Source organism: Klebsiella sp. K-3 (assembly GCF_051207495.1).
GTDB lineage: Bacteria > Pseudomonadota > Gammaproteobacteria > Enterobacterales > Enterobacteriaceae > Klebsiella > Klebsiella aerogenes.
Genome location: NZ_JBPNXF010000006.1, coordinates 100404 through 121581 on the forward strand (window position 1 = coordinate 100404; position 21178 = coordinate 121581).

The 21178-nt window shown below is 57.3% G+C and carries 19 protein-coding genes; 7 read left to right on the plus strand and 12 right to left on the minus strand.

Annotated elements, in window-relative coordinates; genetic code table 11:
* Positions 1-88: 88 nt before the first annotated feature.
* The 4 genes from lldD to ACSEMK_RS11040 all read right to left on the minus strand — a co-directional run bounded on the left by lldD (position 89) and on the right by ACSEMK_RS11040 (position 4361).
* Positions 89-1273 carry an FMN-dependent L-lactate dehydrogenase LldD gene (gene lldD, locus ACSEMK_RS11025; protein ID WP_113374036.1) on the minus strand — a complete coding sequence of 395 codons (1185 nt, stop codon included), beginning with the start codon at positions 1271-1273 and terminating at the stop codon, positions 89-91.
* A complete protein-coding gene (gene lldR, locus ACSEMK_RS11030; protein WP_015369184.1) occupies positions 1273-2046 on the minus strand; it encodes a transcriptional regulator LldR in 774 nt (257 codons plus the stop codon). The genes lldD and lldR overlap by 1 nt, the downstream gene beginning before the upstream one ends.
* The gene (gene lldP / locus ACSEMK_RS11035; RefSeq protein WP_047053583.1) at positions 2043-3698 is read right to left on the minus strand and encodes an L-lactate permease; all 1656 of its coding nucleotides are present in this window, start codon (positions 3696-3698) and stop codon (positions 2043-2045) included. The genes lldR and lldP overlap by 4 nt, the downstream gene beginning before the upstream one ends.
* Before the next feature lie 300 nt (positions 3699-3998).
* Positions 3999-4361, minus strand: a complete 363-nt coding sequence (locus tag ACSEMK_RS11040) for a YibL family ribosome-associated protein (protein WP_015369186.1) — start codon at positions 4359-4361, stop codon at positions 3999-4001.
* A 275-nt stretch (positions 4362-4636) separates the two neighbouring features.
* Here ACSEMK_RS11040 and ACSEMK_RS11045 point away from each other — a divergent pair, with 275 nt between their 5' ends.
* Positions 4637-4861 (plus strand): hypothetical protein, encoded by a 225-nt coding sequence (locus tag ACSEMK_RS11045; protein WP_087858945.1) that lies wholly within the window; start codon positions 4637-4639, stop codon positions 4859-4861.
* On the opposite strand, the gene mtlR is transcribed toward ACSEMK_RS11045, so the two are convergent.
* From mtlR to mtlA, 3 genes are all read right to left on the minus strand, one after another.
* The gene (mtlR, locus tag ACSEMK_RS11050; protein ID WP_020077694.1) at positions 4850-5446 is read right to left on the minus strand and encodes a mannitol operon repressor MtlR; all 597 of its coding nucleotides are present in this window, start codon (positions 5444-5446) and stop codon (positions 4850-4852) included. The two genes, ACSEMK_RS11045 and mtlR, sit on opposite strands and share 12 nt — an antisense overlap.
* Complete coding sequence (mtlD, locus tag ACSEMK_RS11055) at positions 5446-6594, minus strand: mannitol-1-phosphate 5-dehydrogenase (protein ID WP_113374035.1); 1149 nt, start codon at positions 6592-6594, stop codon at positions 5446-5448. The genes mtlR and mtlD overlap by 1 nt, the downstream gene beginning before the upstream one ends.
* Positions 6595-6695: 101 nt before the next feature.
* The gene (mtlA, locus tag ACSEMK_RS11060; RefSeq protein ID WP_047047680.1) at positions 6696-8606 is read right to left on the minus strand and encodes a PTS mannitol transporter subunit IICBA; all 1911 of its coding nucleotides are present in this window, start codon (positions 8604-8606) and stop codon (positions 6696-6698) included.
* A 538-nt stretch (positions 8607-9144) separates the two neighbouring features.
* Here mtlA and ACSEMK_RS11065 point away from each other — a divergent pair.
* From ACSEMK_RS11065 to yiaY, 6 genes are all read left to right on the plus strand, one after another.
* The gene (locus ACSEMK_RS11065; RefSeq protein ID WP_087858947.1) at positions 9145-9510 is read left to right on the plus strand and encodes a DUF3302 domain-containing protein; all 366 of its coding nucleotides are present in this window, start codon (positions 9145-9147) and stop codon (positions 9508-9510) included.
* A gap of 2 nt (positions 9511-9512) precedes the next feature.
* Positions 9513-10649: an HlyD family secretion protein gene (locus tag ACSEMK_RS11070; RefSeq protein ID WP_087858948.1), complete on the plus strand. Its 1137-nt coding sequence runs from the start codon at positions 9513-9515 to the stop codon at positions 10647-10649.
* Between the two features lie 91 nt (positions 10650-10740).
* Complete coding sequence (locus ACSEMK_RS11075) at positions 10741-11349, plus strand: glutathione S-transferase (RefSeq protein WP_113374033.1); 609 nt, start codon at positions 10741-10743, stop codon at positions 11347-11349.
* 105 nt (positions 11350-11454) lie between these two features.
* A complete protein-coding gene (gene selA / locus ACSEMK_RS11080) occupies positions 11455-12843 on the plus strand; it encodes an L-seryl-tRNA(Sec) selenium transferase (protein WP_430914924.1) in 1389 nt (462 codons plus the stop codon).
* A complete protein-coding gene (gene selB / locus ACSEMK_RS11085) occupies positions 12840-14699 on the plus strand; it encodes a selenocysteine-specific translation elongation factor (RefSeq protein ID WP_316425024.1) in 1860 nt (619 codons plus the stop codon). Before selA ends, selB begins: the two co-directional genes overlap by 4 nt.
* Before the next feature lie 169 nt (positions 14700-14868).
* Entirely contained in the window at positions 14869-16020 is a 1152-nt protein-coding gene (gene yiaY / locus ACSEMK_RS11090) for an L-threonine dehydrogenase (protein ID WP_430914923.1), read from the plus strand.
* A gap of 40 nt (positions 16021-16060) precedes the next feature.
* Here the strand turns inward: yiaY and araD are convergent, their stop codons facing one another.
* The 5 genes from araD to ACSEMK_RS11115 are packed head-to-tail and all read right to left on the minus strand — an operon-like array spanning position 16061 to position 21137.
* Positions 16061-16759: an L-ribulose-5-phosphate 4-epimerase gene (araD, locus tag ACSEMK_RS11095; RefSeq protein WP_430914922.1), complete on the minus strand. Its 699-nt coding sequence runs from the start codon at positions 16757-16759 to the stop codon at positions 16061-16063.
* Positions 16753-17613 carry an L-ribulose-5-phosphate 3-epimerase gene (locus ACSEMK_RS11100; protein ID WP_087858954.1) on the minus strand — a complete coding sequence of 287 codons (861 nt, stop codon included), beginning with the start codon at positions 17611-17613 and terminating at the stop codon, positions 16753-16755. Before ACSEMK_RS11100 ends, araD begins: the two co-directional genes overlap by 7 nt.
* Positions 17606-18268, minus strand: a complete 663-nt coding sequence (gene ulaD, locus ACSEMK_RS11105) for a 3-keto-L-gulonate-6-phosphate decarboxylase UlaD (RefSeq protein ID WP_430914921.1) — start codon at positions 18266-18268, stop codon at positions 17606-17608. Before ulaD ends, ACSEMK_RS11100 begins: the two co-directional genes overlap by 8 nt.
* Positions 18265-19770 (minus strand): FGGY-family carbohydrate kinase, encoded by a 1506-nt coding sequence (locus tag ACSEMK_RS11110; protein WP_430914920.1) that lies wholly within the window; start codon positions 19768-19770, stop codon positions 18265-18267. Before ACSEMK_RS11110 ends, ulaD begins: the two co-directional genes overlap by 4 nt.
* A gap of 47 nt (positions 19771-19817) precedes the next feature.
* Complete coding sequence (locus ACSEMK_RS11115; protein ID WP_087858957.1) at positions 19818-21137, minus strand: MFS transporter; 1320 nt, start codon at positions 21135-21137, stop codon at positions 19818-19820.
* Positions 21138-21178: the final 41 nt, after the last annotated feature.

Below are 21178 nucleotides of genomic sequence, written 5' to 3' on the forward strand. Positions count from 1 at the left end.
TTTGTTGAACCCTCACCCTGACCCTCTCCCTGAGGGAGAGGGAGAAAACCGATTCCAGCAGGGGCGGTGTAAGGGAAAACGCGGGGAATTACGCGGCGTTGCCCTGCTTGAGCGCATCAAAGGTCTGCAGCGCTTCGGCATTCTGCACCAGCGAATCGCGGCTGATTTCGCTGATGGATTTCGCCCCGGTCAGCGTCATCGCCACTTTCATCTCTTTCTCGATAAGAGTGAGCAGATTCGCCACCCCTTGCTTGCCGTGGGTCGCCAGCGCGTACAGATACGCGCGGCCCAGCAGCACGCTGTCAGCGCCCAGGGCGATCATCCGCACCACGTCGAGACCGTTGCGGATGCCGCTGTCGGCGAGAATAGTGATGTCGCCTTTAACCGCATCGGCAATGGCGGGCAGGGCGCGGGCGGAAGAGAGCACGCCGTCAAGCTGACGGCCGCCGTGGTTAGAGACGACAATACCGTCAGCGCCGAAGCGCACCGCATCGCGGGCGTCCTCCGGGTCGAGGATCCCTTTGATCACCATCGGGCCGTCCCAGAAGTCGCGGATCCACTCCAGGTCTTTCCATGAAATCGACGGATCGAAATTATTCGCCAGCCAGCCGATGTAATCCTCAAGCCCGGTCGGTTTGCCGAGGTAGGCGGAGATATTGCCCAGATCGTGCGGGCGACCGTTGAGACCGACGTCCCATGCCCACTGCGGATGAGTGACGGCCTGCCAGTAGCGGCGCATGGCGGCGTTCGGACCGCTCATGCCAGAATGGGCGTCGCGATAGCGCGCGCCGGGGGTCGGCATATCCACGGTAAAGACCAGCGTGGAGCAGCCCGCAGCTTTGGCGCGCTCCAGCGCATTGCGCATAAATCCGCGATCGCGCAGGACATACAGCTGGAACCACATCGGGCGCTTGATGGTCGGGGCGACCTCTTCAATCGGGCAAACGGAAACGGTAGAGAGGGTAAACGGGATGCCTTTGTCGTCCGCCGCGCCCGCCGCCTGCACTTCGCCGCGGCGCGCGTACATGCCGCACAGTCCGACCGGCGCCAGCGCCGTCGGCATCGCTAGCTTCTCGTTGAATAACGTGGTCTCCAGGCTCAGATCCGACATATTGCGCAGAATGCGCTGACGGAGCGCCACGTCGGAGAGGTCTTCAACGTTGCGGCGCAGGGTATGTTCGGCGTAGGCGCCGCCGTCGATATAGTGGAACAGAAACGGTGGCAGGATACGCTGTGCGGCGGCGCGATAGTCGCTGGCGGCGGAAATAATCATCACGAGTTCTCCCTGGAATTTTCATTGTGGTCACCGGGCAGGCGGGTAATGCGCGCCTGGCGGGCCTGGTCTTCATCAAAACGTTTAATGGTGGCGTGGACAAAACCGAGGTGGGCCATCATCGCCTGGCGGGCGCCTTCCGCGTCGCCGGCGAAGATCGCTTCCATCACCGCTTGATGTTGTTCGGTCAGACGCGCGAACACCGGCGGCACCAGATACATGCGCTGACGGCTCTGCTTCACCGAGGATTGCAGAAGCTCGAAGAAACCGCGCATGGTTTGCAGCAGCACCACGTTATGCGAGGCTTCAGCGATCGCCAGGTGGAAGCGAACATCCGCCTGTGAGGCGAGATCCGGGTCATCGCTGAGGGTGGCTTCAAAACAGAGGCGGATTTTTTCTTTTTCGGCGTCGGTGGCCCGCATCGCCGCGTGCCAGGCGGTGCTGGCTTCAATGGCGTGGCGGGCTTCGAGAATATCAAAACTGTAGTCGGGGTCGTCGGCGAGCAGCGTTTTCAGCGGCTGGACGATGTTTTGCTCCGACCAGGGTTCATGCTGCCAGCGCACGAAGGTGCCGCCGCCGCGACGGCTAAGCAGCACCCCTTCGTTGACCAGCATCGCCAGCGCTTCACGTAGCGAATTGCGTGAAACACCGAGCTGGACGGCAAGCTGGCGCTCGGCGGGCAAACGCATGCCCGCCTCCAGCTGTTGTTCTTCTATCAGCGCCCGGACGCGGTTTGCGACGTCGTCAGCCAGGCGTTTTGGCATCACTTTCACGGAATCATCCAGGTTAAGACATAAGCCTGCAGGGTGGTAATCAGGCCCACCATGCAGGTGAATATCAGGCTGTGCTTGACGGTAAAGCGGAACAGGTCCGACTCTTTACCCACCAGGCCTACCGCAGCGCAGGCGATGGCGATCGACTGTGGCGAAATCATCTTGCCCGTCACCCCACCGGTGGTATTCGCGGCGACCAGCAGAATATCGGAAACGCCGATTTGCTGGGCTGCCGTCGCCTGCAGCGCGGCGAATAGCGCGTTAGACGAAGTATCCGAACCGGTCAGGAAGACCCCCAGCCAGCCGAGGAACGGCGAGAAGAAGGTAAACGCATGGCCGGTATGCGCCAGCGCCAACGCCAGCGTCGATGACAGCCCGGAGTAGTTTGAAATAAAGGCGAACGCCAGCACCATGCCGATGGAGTAAATCGGTAGCGCCAGCTCTTTCAACGTCCCGGCGAAGGTGGTCAGCGCATCCTTTGGCTTCATACGCAGCCAGACGATAGACAGTATAGCGGCGAACAGAATGGCGGTGCCGGTCGCCGACAGCCAGTCGAATTTATACACCGCGGCGTATGGCGTCGCGGCGCTCACCACCGGCGGCATGCGGGCGACCATTTTGTCGAGGAACGGTACCGGGATGTTAACCACGAAGTCATACATCGCCCCGCCCGGCGCAAACAGCGCTTTGAACGGCGGTACGCTCCACAGGGTGACGGTGGCGGTGAGGAACAGGAACGGCGACCAGGCGCGAATAACCTGACCGGCGGTGTAATGCGTACGCGCCAGGGTTTGATCAACCTGCGCTGCCCCCATGTCGCCAAAGCGGAAGATACGTACCGGCTGCCAGCGTTTGAGGAACAGCGTCAGGCATACCAGCGACACCAGCGAAGAGATGATGTCCGGCAGTTCCGGGCCGAGGAAGTTAGAGCTGAGGTACTGCGCGATAGCGAACGAGCCGCCTGCGACCATCACCGCAGGCCACGTCTCTTTCACCCCGCGCCAGCCGTCCATAATCGCCATGATCCAGAACAGCACGATAATGGTCAGGAACGGCAGTTGGCGGCCAACCATCTGGCCGATGGCGAAACTATCGATGCCGGTCACCTGACCGGCGACCAGAATCGGGATCCCCATGGCGCCGAAGGCCACCGGCGCGGTGTTAACAATCAGGCACAGCCCGGCGGCGTACAGCGGGTTGAAACCAAGCCCGACCAGCAGCGCGGCGGTGATCGCCACCGGCGCGCCGAAACCGGCGGCCCCTTCGAGGAAGGCGCCAAAGGAGAAGCCCACAATCAGCATCTGCAGGCGCTGGTCCGGCGTAATTGAAAGAATCGACGAGCGGATAATGTCGAACTGCCCGGTCTTCACCGAGATTTTATAGACGAAGACCGCGGCGATAATAATCCACGCGATAGGCCACAGGCCGTAGAAGAAGCCGTATACCACCGACGATAAGGCGCGATCGACCGGCATTTTGTAGAACAGCAGGGCGACAAGCAGCGCGATGGCTACGGTCCAGGTGGCGGCGACATAGCCTTTAAGCTTGAGCTTAATCAGGGCGAAAAAGAAAAACAGAATCGGTAGTGAGGCGATAAGGCTCGATAGCCAGATATTACCAGCCGGATCGTAATTTTGTTGCCAGAGGTTCATGCAGGTCTCCATCGGGCCACATCCAATGCGTCAGGTTGGGTCTGCGCCCATTGCCGATCACACTGTTTGTAAAATTGGCCCAGCCAAATTGCGATTGTAGGGTTAACGACAATTGATGGTTAACCAAATGTTATGGCATGGCAACGCGTTTGTGATGCAAAGTGATGGATATGTGAACCGATTGACGGTTTAAGAAATAATTGGTTGGGCCAATTTGGCGAGGAAGGGGGAATTGGCTGTGAGTTCACGGCCCGGTAGGGCTACCGGGTAATAGACGACGAACTCACAGCGGGCAAAAGATTAAAACTCGCTCTTCGCGAAGCCGGTCATCTCTTTAAGGCCCATTTCACGGCCCAGCGCGGTCATCGGGTGGACGACAACCAGTCCGCGCACGCTTTTCTTCAGCTTGCCCATATCGGCCTGCTCTTTCTTGGTAATGGCGCGACGATGCGGCATGCTCATCAGCTTCTGCGCTTCTTTGCTCAGCTTCTGCGACTGAACGGAACGCAGACGTTCGATTTCCGTTTCCAGGGTCGCTTTTTCTTTTTCCAGCTCCGCGTATTTATCGGCGGCTTCGACCAGCGACAGGTCGGCCTGCTGGTGGCGGATGGCGTCGAGACGGTCGCTCAAACGCTTGATTTCATTCTTTTCGACTTCTTTCATGGTAATTTTATCTGTGAATAAAAGGGCTTCGACGTTACATAGTATGGGCCGGGCGGGCCTTTGTTGATAGTTTTTTATCGAAATACTCGCGGCGACACGGCCATAAGCATAAGAATCAATATATTATAATTGACTGAATAATAATGATATTGTCGTTTTAACTCAGCTGTTTGTCATTTTTGTGAAGCCTGACGGCCATTCCGCACGTTTTCCTCAACTTGCTCCCTTTTTTTCGCCAATCCTTAATCAGATCCCCCTGAACAGAGGAGAGCGTGATGGCGAAAATCGGCGACGGCATCCCACGTATCATCGATAAAACGGTAGATTTCATGGCCTCGAGCCAGGCGTTTATGGAATATCTGAAAAAATGCCCGCGTTTACAGCGGATACCGCGCGATATTCCTGAGGATAAAAAAGCGCTATTTCTGAGTCGTCTGGAGTATTACCGGCAGCTGTACCGGCCGACGTGCGACCAGCAAGAAACGGAGTCAGAGCGTTGATTTCTGGAAGGCTTTTTTTAAGCTGATTCGGGAAATCAGCTCAGTCAGAGACAACACCATCGTAGAACGTACCATCTGCTGGTAGCGCAGTTTCTGCATTGCCAGCAGTTCCTTATCGCTCTCATCAAACAGCGGCGTCGGCGGAAGCGCGGCGACGCAGTGCAGCTCGCCTAACGGCCCGAGAATTTCATCGTCGGTGAAAGCGTACTCATTGCCGTCATGATTGAGCTCTTCACGCAGGGCCATCAATAGCTCGGCATCTTCGTATTCGGCGCGGCTTATCACCCCAAGGCCGTAGATAAGCTTCAGGCGTACGGAAAGGTCGCCCAGCGGCCCACTGCCGTCCAGCAATGGCTCCACTGCGTATTTCACCGCGTAATCGTCTTTGCGGAATACCTGAAGTACCAGAATATTGACCGCCTCCGTCAGGAGTTCGACGGCGGCTATCAGGAAACTTCTTACGGTCTTACCAGCATTTAAACGCTCAAGTACGCGGTTTTCAAATGCCTGTGTTTCTTCCATTATTGCCTGCATATCGGACAGGAGTGGTATTGGGCGCGGCATCGGCCGCGCCAGGTTGTACATCATTTTACCGCGTTGTAGTCGTTAACGGCTTCCGCCACTACAGCGCTTGCGGCATCCAGACCGGAAATCTGCGCCAGCGCGGCCTGTGGCCCTTTTTCGCTAATCAGCGCCGCCAGCTCCTGCGCCTGCGGATCGTCTTCGCTGCGGAAATGCATGGCCGCGGCAATTCCTTTCACCAAGTTCCGGTGCGGAAGGCCGTATTCCAGCGTGCCAAGCAGCGGCTTGATTAAACGATCGCCCGCGCTTAGTTTACGCAGCGGCTGACGGCCGACGCGCTCCACATCATCTTTCAGATACGGGTTCTCGAAACGACCGAGGATCTTCTGGATATAAGCCGCGTGTTTCTGCGCATCAAAGCTGTAGCGTTTGATCAGCACCGCGCCGCTCTCTTCCATCGCGCCTTTTACGACGGCGCGAATGCTCTCATCGAGAATCGCGTCGCGAATCGTTTGATGGCCCGCCAGTTTCCCGAGGTAGGCGGTTATAGCATGCCCGGTGTTTAAGGTGAATAGCTTACGTTCGACAAATGCCATCAGGTTATCGGTTAATTCCATTCCTGGGATGTTCGGCAGCTCGCCTTTAAACTGGGTTTTATCCACAATCCATTCGCTGAAGGTTTCAACGGTGACTTCCAGCGGATCGTGGGTAGCGGAAGCCGACGGCGGCACGATGCGGTCTACGGCGGAATCGACGAAGCCGATATGCGCTTCAACCCATGCTTTATCTTCTTCCGCCAGCGCGTTAAACACATGGCCTTTCAGCTGGGTGGTGCCGCGCACCATGTTTTCGCAGGCGATGATATTCAGCGGGCGTTCAATACCCTGCGCTTTGCGTTTCACCAGGCCTTTGGCGATGGCCGGAGCGATACGCTCCAGAACGACGGGACCGACGGCGGTGGTCACCAGGTCGACAGTGGCGATCAGATCCACCACTTCATCGCCAATGCTGCTGACGGCATTCACGCCGGAGACGGTGTCAACCTGTTCGTTTTCACCCACCACGTGAACCTGATAGCTATGACGGGCATTCAGGGCGTCAAGGACCACCTGATTAACATCGGCGAACGTGAGGGTGATACCGGCGTCAGCCAGCAGTTTGCCAATGAAGCCACGTCCAATATTACCTGCGCCAAAATGTAATGCTTTCATAGTATTAACCTTCAATTAATGTTTTTACCTGAGAGGGCTGGGGTGAGGCATTTCCCTCACCCCAACCCTCTCCCAGAGGGAGAGGGAATGGACCTCGCGGGTTATTTATTCAGCAGCGACAGGACTTCTTCGACGCTGGTGGTTTTCGCCAGCCGCTCAATCACGGTTTCGTCATCCAGCGCGTTGGTCAGGCTGGTGATAACGTGAATGTGTTCGTTGTTGCGGGCGGCGATACCAATGACCAGACGTGCGACTTCATCTTCTTCTTCACCGAAGCGCACGCCTTCCGGATACTGGCAGAAGACGACGCCGGTTTTCAGCACCCGGTCTTTCGCTTCGATGGTACCGTGCGGTACCGCGATGGATTCGCCAAGATAGGTCGAGGTCAGCTTCTCGCGGTCGAGCATCGCCTGCACATATTCCGGCTCAACGTATCCACCTTTCACCAGTTGTTCACCGGCGAAGCGAATCGCCTCTTCTTTGGTGGCCGCTTTGCGCCCAAGGAAGATGTTATCCGCGCCCAGCTGGAACAGGTTTTTGTCGTCATTATCAAAACTATCTTTCAGGCTATCGGTGACTTTCACTTCGTTGTCGATGTGGCGCTGCGCCGCCACCAGACGCTCAGTCAGGCTGGTGTACAGGCCGCTGTCGAGGAAGTTGGTCAGCGAAATGTGCTGCGCCTGTGGTACCTGGCGCATGGCGCGCTCGGTCAGATCGCGGTGGGTGATCACCAGGTCGACATCCGGCGGCAGGTTGTTAATCGCGCTGTTGGTAACCGAAATGTTGCTCAGTCCGGCATCCTGCACCTTCTTACGCAGTACCCCGGCGCCCATGGCGCTGGAACCCATACCGGCGTCGCAGGCAACGATGATTTTACGCACGTGGCTCAGGTCGTTAGCCACGTCGCCCGCCGCCAGCGGCGTCGCCGCGCCTTTGGACTCGGCCTTCATGTCGTGCATGCGACGAGTCGCCGCTTCGATATCGTCTTCTTCTTTCACTTTGCTGGTTTTCAGCAGGATGGCAGAGACAATAAAGGAGACCGCCATCGCCGCAATAATGGCCGCGATGTTAGCGAAGTAGGCGCCTTTTGGCGTCATCGCCAGTACCGCCAGAATGGAACCCGGGGAAGCAGGGGAAACCAGGCCGCCGTTGAGGATAGTCAGGGTGAAGACGCCGGTCATACCGCCGAGGATAACGGCCAGAATCAGACGCGGGTTCATCAGCACGTACGGGAAGTAAATTTCGTGAATACCGCCCAGGAAGTGGATGATTGCCGCACCGCCCGCAGACTGCTTCGCGCTGCCGCGGCCAAAGAACATGTACGCCAGCAGAACGCCCATCCCCGGACCCGGGTTAGCTTCAATCAAGAAGAAGATGGATTTGCCAAGCTCATGGGACTGCTGGATACCCAGCGGCGAGAAGATACCGTGGTTAATCGCGTTATTGAGGAACAGGATTTTAGCCGGTTCAACAAAGATAGACGCCAGCGGCAGCATGTCGTGCGCCACCATGAAGTTAACGCCGGCCGCCAGCAGTTTTGACAGCACTTCAACCGCCGGGCCGATGCCGAGGAACGCAAGAATGGCAAGGATCATCCCGATAATGCCGGCGGAGAAGTTATTCACCAGCATTTCGAAACCGGATTTGATCTTACCGTCTACCCAGGCGTCAAATTTCTTAATGCAGTAGCCGCCGAGCGGGCCGGCGATCATCGAGCCGAGGAACATCGGCATATCCGCACCAACGATAACGCCCATGGTGGTGATAGCGCCGACGACGCCGCCTCGTTCGCCGCCAACCAGCTTACCGCCGGTATAACCGATCAGCAGCGGCAGCAGGTAGGTGATCATCGGGCCGACCAGCTTCGCCAGCGTCTCGTTCGGCAACCACCCTGTTGGAATAAATAACGCGGTGATAATCCCCCACGCGATAAACGCGCCGATATTCGGCATCACCATATTGCTGAGGAAACGACCAAAGCTTTGCACTTTGATCTTGATATCGGATGACATAAAACACCCCTTCTTCTGTTTTGCTTATCGCGCAGGCTGAACGCCCGAGGTTTGTTGTTAATGTGGCGGCAGAGGTAGCCGGACCCTGATTGATAGTGCGAAATCTGGCACTGAATCGTTAAGCTGTCCAGCGAGCGACTTTTTATGTGATTTGCGTCACATGAATATAGGTGTCTGGTACTTATATGTAGTGATCTTCATCACAAAAATGATGTGTAAAAAAACAACAGCAGGAGATGAATGGCCATAAATCGCATATTTATGTGACGTTTATCACATTATGACTTTGTGTTTTTGTTATTTGTTTGTGATACATATCACAAAATATTTTGCACTCAATTCCGCTGTGTGTGATCCACCGCAGGTTCTGCTTTCCCCAGCGGCCAACGATGTAACTTTGCAACCCGTCTGGGCGAAGAACATTTTTTGCCGCTAATGGCGGAAATGAAAGCGGTGAATTATGCTCAAATTGTCAGTCAGGCGTCGCTTCAGCGACGCTCACAATTCCAATAATCTATTAGCGTGAATCGAGGAAATTATGTTTCTCAATTATTTTGCGCTGGGCGTTCTGATCTTCGTTTTCCTGGTTATTTTTTACGGGATTATAATTTTGCACGATATTCCGTATCTGATCGCGAAGAAACGTAATCACCCGCACTCTGATGCGATTCACGTCGCAGGGTGGGTTAGCCTGTTTACGCTGCACGTAATATGGCCATTTTTATGGATTTGGGCGACCCTTTATCAGCCGGAACGCGGCTGGGGAATGCAGCATAAGCCGAATGACGCAGAGCCTGATGGCACCGACAGCGAGCTGGCGCAGCTCAATCAGCGTATCGCGGAACTTGAACATAAAATCGCGCATTTGCAGCCGACAGCGCCGCCGTCCTCGCCGGAGAAATAATCATGGACCTGTTGATCATTTTGACGTACGTGGCCATTGCGTGGTCGGTATTTAAAATATTCCATATTCCGGTAAATAAATGGACAGTCCCGACAGCGGCCTTAGGCGGTGTATTTATTGTTAGCGCGCTTATTTTATTAATGAACTATAACCACCCTTATACTTTTACTGCGCAGAAAGCGGTTATTTCCATTCCTATTACGCCGCAGGTTACCGGCATTGTTAGCAGCGTGACCGATAAAGCCAACCAGCGGGTGAAAAAGGGCGAAGTACTATTTACTATCGACCCGGCGCGCTACCAGGCGCGTGTCGACAGGCTGCAGGCCGATCTGGTCACCGCGTTGCATAGTATCAATACCCTGAAAGCCCAACTGCAGGAAGCCCAGGCGAACACCGTGCGCGTCTCCGCCGAGCGCGACCGGTTGTATAAAGATTATCAGCGCTATTTGAAAGGCAGCCAGGCGCGGGTCAATCCGTTTTCGGAAAGCGATATCGATAATGCGCGGCAAAACTACCTTGCCCAGGATGCGTTGGTGAAAGCCTCGGTCGCCGAGCAGGCGCAGATTCAGAGCCAACTGGATAGTACGCTGAATGGCGAACAGTCGCAGGTGGTGAGCCTGCGCGCGCAGTTGGCGGAAGCGAAATATAACCTCGATCAGACCACCGTCCGCGCGCCGAGCGATGGTTACATTACCCAAGTCCTGATTCGCCCGGGAACCTACGCCGCGTCGTTGCCGCTGCGCCCGGTGATGGTCTTTATTCCGCAACAAAAACGGCTGATTGTCGCTCAGTTCCGCCAGAATTCGTTGCTCAGGCTGGAGGCTGGCGATGATGCCGAAGCGGTGTTTAACGCCCTGCCAGGGCAGGTGTTCCACGGTAAACTGGTCAACGTATTGCCGGTGGTGCCTGGCGGGACTTATCAGGCGCAGGGTTCGCTGCAGTCGCTGAGCGTCACGCCGGGTAGCGATGGCGTGCTGGCGACAATTGAGCTGGATCCGGATGCGCAGGTCGATGCGCTACCCGACGGCATCTATGCCCAGGTGGCGGTCTATTCCGACCATTTCACCCACGTGTCGGTGATGAGAAAAGTGCTGCTGCGCATGACCAGCTGGATGCACTACCTCTATCTCGATCATTAATGCGATCGGCGGCAGGTTGAGACAACGTCGCGCCTGCCATTTGCCTGCGCCTGAACCATACTGATCTTTTCGTTGGCGAAAGGAGCAGGCAATGAAACTTATCGGCAGCTACACCAGTCCTTTTGTACGCAAAATTTCTGTTATCTTGCTGGAAAAGGCGATCCCCTTCGAGTTTGTGAACGAATTCCCCTATAACGACGTCAACGGCGTGGCGCAGTACAACCCGCTGGGTAAAGTTCCGGCGCTGCTGACCGATGACGGCGCATGCTGGTTTGATTCGCCCATTATTGCGCAATATCTTGAACTGCTTAACGTCGCGCCGGCGATGCTGCCTACGGAACCTCTGGCGGCGCTGAAGATGCGGCAGCTTGAAGCCTTGTCTGACGGCATCATGGAGGCGGCGATCGCGCTGGTGCGGGAAAAAGCGCGTCCGGCGGCGCAGCAGTCAGAAACCGAACTGCTCCGCCAGCGGGAAAAAATCGCCCGCGGTCTTGATATGTTGGAAGGGTACGCCGCCGACGGCACCTTGCGTCACGGTGAGCTGAATCTGGCGACCATTACTGCCGCCTGCGCCATTGCTTATCTCAATTTCCGTCGCGTGGCGCCCGGCTGGTGCGCGACGCGGCCAAAACTGGTCAAACTGGTCGAGACGTTATTTCAGCGCGCCAGTTTTGCCCGTACCGAACCGCCAGGGAGTTGACCCAGGCAGGTAACAGTTTCCTCGCGCAGGCGTTACAATCGCCACTCATTGTTGACTCCCTCTCCCGTCGGGAGGGGGGAAAATAACTTATCGTCAGGTTCACTCATGTCTACCGATACTCGCGCGCTTTATACCCGGCTTCCGGCCATTGATCGTTTACTTCGCGATCCCGCTTTTGCTTTACTGCTCGATCGCCATGGCCATTCGCAAATCGTGGCGCTGCTGCGCCAGATGTTGGATGAGGCGCGGGAGCATATCCGCCAGGCGCAGGCATTGCCAGAGTGGTGCGACGACTGGCCGCAAGAGACCGCCAGCCGGCTGAACCATAGCCAGCAGAGCGCGCTGCGTCCGGTATTCAACCTGACGGGCACCGTGCTGCACACCAATCTGGGGAGAGCCATTCAGGCGGAAGCCGCGGTGCAGGCGGTGGCGCAGGCGATGCGCGCGCCGGTCACGCTGGAATACGATCTCGACGATGCCGGGCGCGGTCATCGCGACCGGGCGCTGGCCGATCTGCTGTGCCGGATCACCGGCGCGGAAGATGCCTGTATCGTCAATAACAACGCGGCGGCGGTGCTGCTGATGCTGGCGGCGACGGCCAGCGGGAAAGAAGTGGTGGTCTCGCGCGGCGAACTGGTCGAGATCGGCGGCGCATTTCGCATCCCCGATGTCATGCGCCAGGCCGGTTGTCTGCTACATGAAGTGGGCACCACTAACCGCACCCACGCCAAAGATTATCGTCAGGCTATCAATGAGCAGACCGCCCTGCTAATGAAAGTGCATACCAGCAACTACAGCATTGAAGGCTTTACCAAAGCGGTCGATGAGGCGGAGCTGGCGGAAATTGGCCGCGAACATGGCGTGCCGGTGGTGGCCGATCTCGGCAGCGGCTCGCTGGTGGATTTGAGCCAGTACGGCTTGCCGAAAGAACCGATGCCGCAGGAATTGATTGCGGCGGGCGTGAACCTGGTGAGCTTTTCCGGCGATAAGCTGCTTGGCGGGCCGCAGGCGGGGATTATCGTCGGCGATCGGGCGCTGATCGAGAAGTTACAGAGTCATCCGCTTAAGCGCGCGCTGCGGGCGGATAAAATGACGCTGGCGGCGCTGGAGGCGACTCTGCGGCTGTATCTGCATCCGGAAGCGCTGACCAACGATCTGCCGACGCTACGTCTGCTAACCCGCCGCGCCGAGGATATCCGCCAGCAGGGCGAGCGTATTCAGCCTGCGTTAGCGGCGCACTATAGCGATTTTGACGTGCGCGTCGAAGCGTGTTTGTCGCAGATCGGCAGCGGGTCGTTGCCGGTCGACCGACTGCCCAGCGCCGCGTTAACCTTTACGCCGCGCGATGGTCGCGGCAGCCAGCTGGAAGCGCTGGCCGCCCGCTGGCGCGCCTTGCCGATACCGACGATCGGCAGAATTTATGATGGCCGCTTATGGCTGGATCTGCGCTGTCTTGAAGATGAACCCCGGTTTATGGAGATGTTATTGAGATGATTATTGCCACCGCCGGACATGTGGACCACGGCAAAACCACGCTGCTGCAGGCGATTACCGGCGTTAACGCCGATCGCCTGCCGGAAGAGAAATCGCGCGGGATGACTATCGATCTCGGCTACGCCTATTGGCCGCAGCCTGATGGCCGGGTGTTAGGTTTTATCGATGTGCCGGGGCATGAAAAGTTTTTGTCCAACATGTTGGCCGGCGTGGGCGGGATCGATCACGCGCTGCTGGTGGTGGCCTGCGATGACGGCGTGATGGCGCAAACCCGCGAGCATCTGGCGATTCTGCAGCTGACGGGAAAACCGACGTTAACCGTCGCGTTGACCAAAACGGACCGCGTGGAAGCGGCGCGCGTTGCCGAAGTTCGGGCGCAGGTGGAATCCACGCTGAGCGAGCTGGGGTTCGACGCCGCCGCTTTCTTCGCTACCGCGGCAACGGAAAACCTCGGCATTGCCGAACTGCGCAGCCATTTGCTACAGCTGGCCGAGCGCGCGCATCCGCAACAGCAGCGTTTTCGTCTGGCGCTGGATCGCGCCTTTACCGTCAAGGGCGCGGGGCTGGTGGTGACCGGGACGGCGTTATCCGGCGAGGTAAAAATCGGCGATACCCTCTGGCTGACCGGCGCCAATAAACCCATGCGCGTCCGCGGGCTACATGCGCAGAATCAGCCGGTTGAACAGGCGCGGGCCGGGCAGCGCATCGCGCTGAATATCGTTGGCGATGCGCAAAAAGAGGATCTCAGCCGCGGTGACTGGCTGCTCTCGGCTCAGCCCGCAGAACCTTGCGAGCGGGCGATCGTCGAGCTGACCTGTCACGCGCCGCTCAGCCAGTGGCAGTCGCTGCATATCCACCATGCCGCCAGCCATATCACCGGCCGCGTTTCGCTACTGGAAGGCAATCTGGCCGAGCTGGTGCTGGATACGCCGCTGTGGCTGGCGGATAACGATCGCCTGGTATTGCGCGATATTTCCGCCCGCTTGACGCTGGCCGGCGCGCGGGTGGTGACGCTGAATCCGCCGCGCCGCGGTAAACGCAAGCCGGAGTATCTGCAGTGGCTTTACGCGCTGGCCGAAGCGCAGGGCGACGACGCGCAGGCGTTGGATATACATCTGCAGCGCGATGCGGTGCGTCTTGACGAGTTTGCCTGGGCGCGGCAGCTGAGCGCTGACGGCCTCACGGCATTAATTAACCGTCCGGACTATCTGCAGGCCGGGAATAGCCTGCTTAGCGCGCCGCTGGCCGCCCGCTGGCAGAAAAAACTGCTCGACGCGCTGGCCCGTTATCACGACCAGCATCGCGATGAACCGGGGCCGGGGCGCGAACGTCTGCGGCGGATTGCGCTGCCGATGGAAGATGAAGCGCTGGTACTGCTGCTGATTGAGCAGATGCGCAGCAGCGGCGTCATTCAAAGCCATCACGGCTGGCTGCACCTGCCGGAGCATAAAGCCGGGTTTACCGATGAGCAGCAGGCTATCTGGCAGCGGGCGGAGCCGCTCTTCGCCGATGAGCCATGGTGGGTACGCGACCTGGCGCGCGATCTGAACGTCGAAGAGTCGTTGATGCGCGCGGTGCTGCGCCAGGCGGCGCAGCAGGGGATGATTACGGCGATCGTGAAAGATCGTTATTATCGCAACGATCGGATTGTTGAATTTGCGCAATTGATCCGCCGTCTGGATCTGCAGCGCGGTTCCACCTGCGCGGCGGATTTTCGCGATACGTTAAATATTGGCCGTAAACTGGCGATTCAAATACTCGAATATTTCGACCGCATTGGCTTTACCCGCCGCCGGGGCAACGATCATCTACTTCGCGATGCGCTGTTATTCCCTGAAAATAAAAACGGCGAATAATAACGCAAATGAAAAATTAAGCCGGTAATGTTTAACAGTACGTTAAAAAAGGAAATATTAACGTACTGTTTTTCATCCAATTTCTTGCCAGAAATGGCGTTCAGGTCATGTTTTTTATTACGACATCCTCGTACCCTTCCATGATATTCACCTAAATGAAGGAATCATCATGGCTGCATCGACTTTTTATATTCCGCCAGTGAACGTCATTGGCACTGGTTCTGTTACTGAAGCGATGAATACTATCCAGCAATACGGATATCGTCGGGCATTAATCGTCACCGACGCGATGCTGAATAAATTAGGTATGGCGGGTGAAGTACAAAAGGCGTTACAGGAACGGGATATTTTCAGCGTGGTGTATGACGGCGTGCACCCCAACCCGACGACCCTGAACGTCGAAAGCGGTCTGGCGCTGCTAAAAGAAAATAACTGCGACTGCGTGATTTCCCTGGGCGGCGGCTCGCCGCACGATTGCGCGAAAGGCATCGCGCTGGTCGCGGCAAACGGCGGCAACATCCGTGACTATGAAGGGGTGGACCGTTCGGCAAAACCGCAATTGCCGATGATCGCTATCAATACCACCGCCGGTACGGCTTCCGAAATGACCCGCTTCTGCATCATTACCGATATCGATCGCCACATCAAAATGGCGATTGTCGATAAGCACGTGACCCCGGTTCTGTCGGTTAACGACTCCTCGCTGATGATGGGGATGCCGAAATCGCTGACCGCCGCCACCGGTATGGACGCGCTGACTCACGCTATCGAAGCCTATGTTTCCATCGCGGCGACGCCGATTACCGATGCCTGCGCGTTGAAAGCCATGACCATGATTTCACAGAATTTAACTCATGCAGTGGAAGATGGCAGTAATGAACAGGCGCGTGAAGCGATGGCCTATGCGCAGTTCCTTGCCGGTATGGCCTTCAACAACGCGTCGCTGGGCTACGTCCACGCGATGGCGCACCAGCTGGGCGGCTTCTACGATCTGCCGCACGGCGTCTGCAACGCCGTCCTGCTGCCGTTTGTGCAGGAGTACAACTGCAGCGTCGCCGCCGCGCGTCTGCGTGACTGCGCGCAGGCGATGGGCGTGAACGTAGCCGGGCTGAATGACAAACAGGGTGCGGAAGCCTGCATCGCGGCCATCCGCGAGCTGGCGCGTAAAGTCGGCATCCCGGCTGGTCTGCGCGATCTGAACGTTAAAGAAGAGGATATCCCGCTGCTGGCCAGCAACGCGCTGAAAGATGCCTGCGGTTTAACCAATCCGATTCAGGCGACCCACGAAGAAATCATGGCGATTTTCCGCGCCGCGATGTAATCCGAAAAACTCCCCGGCGGTGATATGCCGCCGGGTGATGTTAGTTTTGCCCGTAATAGGCATTCGCGCCGTGCTTACGCAGATAATGTTTATCGAGCAGTTCTTGCTGCATATCGGCCAGTTTTGGCGTGAGCTGACGGGAAAAAAGCCCCATATAAGCGCACTCTTCGAGGACGACGGCGTTATGCACGGCGTCGGCGGCGTTTTTACCCCACGCAAATGGACCGTGTGAATGCACTAGCACTGCCGGGACTTGCATGGGATCGAGATCGCGCGCTTCAAAGGTTTTAACGATCACCTCTCCGGTTTGATATTCATATTCACCATTAATTTCATCGGCGGTCATCAGGCGGGTACAGGGGATCGCGCCATAAAAATAATCCGCGTGCGTGGTGCCCCAGGCCGGTAAATCCAACCCTGCCTGCGACCAGATCGTCGCGTGGCGCGAATGGGTGTGAACGATACCGCCGATTTGCGGGTAGCGGCGGTACAACGCAAGGTGGGTTGGCGTATCGGAGGAGGGTTTTTTTGCGCCTTCAACCACATGGCCGCTGGCGATATCGACGACCACCATGTCGTCAGCCTGCATGACGTCGTACTCTACCCCGGATGGCTTGATAACCATCAGTTTGCGCGTTTCGTCGACGGCGCTCACGTTGCCCCAGGTGAACGTCACCAGCTGATGCGCAGGTAGCGCCAGGTTGGCGGCTAATACCTCAGACTTCAATTGTTCTAACATGTGAAACCTCCTTCTTGCATCCGCGCTTCTATCCAGCGGCGCGCCTGAATAATTTCCAGTACCGGTTCTTTGGCTTTTTCCGTCCACATTTCAATTAAGAATGAACCGCGATAGTTCAGCTCATGCAGCGTTTTGAAGATGCCGACAAAATCGACACAACCCTCGCCGAAGGGGATGTCGCGAAACTGCCCCGGCGATTGTGCGGTTACGGGTAGCGTGTCTTTAAGATGGATAGCGGCGATGCGGTCGATGCCCAGTTTGAGCTCGGCGCTGACGTCGTTGCCCCAGGCGCTCAGGTTGCCGACATCCGGATAGACGCTGAACCACGGCGAGGCAAGCATCTCGTCCCATTTTTTCCACTTGCTGATGGAGTTCATAAATGCGGTATCCATGATTTCGACCGCCAGCATGACCTGCGCCGCGGCCGCCTGTTCGACCGCCCACGCCAGTCCTTCGGCAAAACGCTGCTGTGTGCCGTCATCGTGTTCTTCGTAATAGACGTCATAGCCTGCCAGTTGGATGGTGCGGATCCCTAAATCGCGAGCCAGTTGAATGGCTTTGGTCATGATCTCGCGCGCCCGCAGCCGGGTTGATTCATCGCGGCTGCCAAACGGGAAGCGACGATGGGCAGACAGGCACATTGAGGGGATGGCTACCCCGGTTTCCAGCATCGCCGCGACCAGCGAGGCGCGCTGGGTGGCGCTCCACTCCAGGCGCGCCAGACGCTCATCGGTTTCATCGACCGACATTTCGACAAAATCAAAACCGCAGCTTTTCGCCAGCACCAGCCGTTCCGGCCAGCTAAGGTTTTTCGCCAGCGCTTTCTCATAGATACCTAAGGGATGATTACGCATGCTGTTCTCCCCAGATGGCGTCGATTTGGGCGTGGAAATCACCTGCCACCTGCGCGGGCTGCGCCGCGCCCGCCAGCGCGCGTCCGGCAATAAATGCTTTGACGTCAATATCGCTAAACAGGGGTAAGTCGGCCGGCGTGATGCCGCCGGTAATAGACAGTTGCAGGCCGATATCCGACAGCGCTTTCATACGCGCCAGATCGGCGTCGCCCCACTGCTGGCCGCTGGCCTGCGCATCGCGGCCGCGGTGATAAATCGCCTGGCGGACGCCGATGCGGTACCAGTCGCGCGCGTCGTCCAGCGTCCAGTTACCGAAGAGTTCGATCTGAATGTCGCCGCCGCAGGACTGGGCGACGGCATGGCCTTTCTCAACGGTCGCCAGCGGCGCGGCGCAGATAATGGTCATCCAGTTGGCGCCTGCGGCAAAGGCCTGTTGAGCCAGCGTTTCGCCAGCGTCGGCGACTTTCCAGTCGGCGACGATAATTTTATCCGGACACTGGGCGCGCAGGGCTTTTACCGCGTTGAGTCCTTCGGTCAGACACAGAATTGTGCCCGCTTCCACGATATCAACGTGATGGCGCAGCACGGCGACATCGCGCTGGGCGGCTTCCAGGCTGGTATGGTCGAGCGCCAGTTGCAGTAATGGTTGGCTCATAATGTGTGCTCCTTAATGCGGGCGTGGTAGCCCTGTAGTGCGCTAATCAATTGCTGGTATTGGCGGTATTTACGCTGATAGAGACGGTGTGCGGTCATGTCGGGCTGCAGGGTTCGTACCGGATGCTGCAGGCTGCTCAGGGCCTCGCGAAAGTGGCGATAGACGCCGGTGCCGACGCGGGCGGCAAGCGCGGCGCCAAAACAACCGGTCTCTTCAACCTGCGGCAGTTCGATGCGCAGGCCGCTGACGTCCGCAAGCATTTGCATCCATACATCGGAATGCGCCGGTCCGCCGGTGACGCGCAGAGCCTGGACATGGGTAAAGCGTTCACGCATGCGGTTGAGATGCGTCATATGGCTGAAGACCACGCCTTCATACACCGCCTGTAGCAAATGCGCGCGGGTGTGCATGGCCTGCATGCCGTAAAAACCGCCGGTCATCTCCAGGCCGGCGTTGCTACCGTAAAGGAACGGCAGAAAGAAGAGCTCGCTACCGGCTGTTGGCAGGCTGGCGACGGCCTCATTAATCTCGGTAAATGAGAGCCCTCCCCACTGCGCGGTAAACCATTCAAGGTTGCCGGAAGAGGTGGGGCTCGCTTCGTGCACAATGTATTCGCCGTCATTGACGAACCGGCCATAGACGTAAGGATGAGCCTCATGCTCACGCAGTCCGTGGGTGATCCCGCTGGTGACCGCCCAGGTTCCCATCACCGCATTGAGCACTGATTCATCGTTGAGGCCCGCGCAGAGCGCGGTAGAAACCACATCAAACAGACCGCCGACGACGGGCGTTCCCGCCGCCAGACCGGTAACGGCGGCCGCCTGAGCGGTGATTTCCCCGCATATTTCCGCAGAACCGACGATCGGCGGCAGCGCCTCGTCAATTTCACTAATGCCTAACCACCGGGTCAGGCGCGGGTCGTATTGCCCGCTGTGCATGTTGTAGAGATTGGACTCAGAAATGTTGCTTTCTTCGCAGCCTTTTATGCCGGTCAAACGCCAGCGAAGATAATCATGGGCCATCATGACGCAGCCGATTTGCCCATAGCGCTGCGGCTCATTTTCTTTCAGCCACCGCAGCAGTGAAGCGGGATGGCCGGTCCACAGCGTCTGGCGGGTAAGGGGGTACAGTCGCTCAGGGATGCCATCCTGCTGCCAGCGTTGAACGATTTCCAACGCCCGGCGATCGGAGGAGAGTATTGCGTTATCTAACGGGCGATCCTGTTTATCAAGCAGAAATAGCCCTTTACCCTGCGCGGAGATAGCGATGCCCTTGATTTGCTTACCATTGACGTTAGCGGCGTTGAGCAGCTTGGCGATGGTTTCATGGCAGCGTTGCCAGAGCAGATCCATTTCTCGCTCGGCGTAGCCCGGCTGCGCGCTGAGGGTGCGTAAAGGGCAGCGTTCGATACGCCGCTCTACGCCCTGGCTGTTATATAAACCGGCTTTTAGATAAGTACCGCCACAATCGATACCCAGCCAGAAGGTCTCTTTTTCACTCATCTTAGTCTTCCAGTTTTCCGGACGACGCCTGGCCGTCCGGGGCAGTTTTAAGCTGCGTGGTTACGCGGAGTCATGGTCTTTGCGGGTGCTGCGCCGGCATCGCATTTTGCCGGCAGCAGCAGCGCCATCAGGGCCGCCAGCGCCAGTGAGATAGCCAGGCAATAAACGCCGGCATCTTTGCTGTAGAGGGTGATCAGTACGCCTACGGCGTAAGGGCCGCAGAAGCCGCCGAGGTTGCCGAGAGCGTTGATCACCCCGCGGGCTCCACCGGCCATTTCGGCGCTGAACAGGCGCGCCGGTATGGTCCAGAACACGCCTGCGGCGGATTGCAGGAAGAATCCGCAGCCAACCAGCGCGGCATAGGCCAGCCAGATGTGATTTTTCAACGCCACGGAGAGGAACATGCACAGTGCGAAGCCGATCAGCGGCAGGCAGACGAATAGCTTGCGTTTGCCGGTACGGTCGGAGAGCGAAGAGAAAAGGAACATACCGGCAATCGCGCCAACGTAGGGCAGAATAGCGAGCACGCCGACTTGCCCCATACTGCTATGGGTCAACTCTTTCAGAATGGTCGGCAGCCACAGGGTGTAACCGTAAATCCCGGTTTGATAGAAAAAGTTAAGGGCGATGAGCTGCCACATGGTTTTGTCAGAGAGCACCGCGCCGAGCGAGGCATTTTTGACTTCAGTACCGGCAATCGCCTTTTGTTCCGCCGCCAGCGTTTCGACCAGATAGTTTTTTTCCGCTGCTGATATCCAGCGCGCTTCCTGCGGGCGGTCGTAAACGGTGTATGCCCACAGCGCCAACACGACCACCGAGAGCAAGCCTTCGATAATAAATAGCCAGCGCCAGTCGAGAACGGTGATGATCCAGCCTGACAGCGGGGCGGTAATAATCCCGGCAATCGGCACAAACATAATCACAATGGCGTTGGCGCGGCCGCGTTCAGCGTCCGGGAACCAGTTGCTGATCATCGTTAGCACCACCGGCAGCATGCCGCCTTCCGCCACCCCTAATAAGAAGCGCAGGATCAGCAGTTGGTATTGATTGGTGATTAAACCGGTCAGTACGGAAATAATGGCCCAGGCGACAAGCGACCAGCCGATAAATTTCTTGCCGCTGCCGTGTACGGCGATTTTTCCGCCAGGGACTTGTAAGAATAAATAACCAATAAAGAAAATACCACCAGCGAGCCCCGCCATGGTAGCGGAAATACCCAGTTCGGCATCCATACCGCCCGGCATCGCAAATGCGATATTAACGCGGTCCATATAGGAAATAATACAGGCAATAAGAATCGGTGGAATAATTCTCAGCCAACGCTGGCGTGGAATATCTTTTGCTGTAGGGCGAGAGGTCATGTTCATATTAATATTCTCGTAGAGTAAATATTATGACAATGAAAACG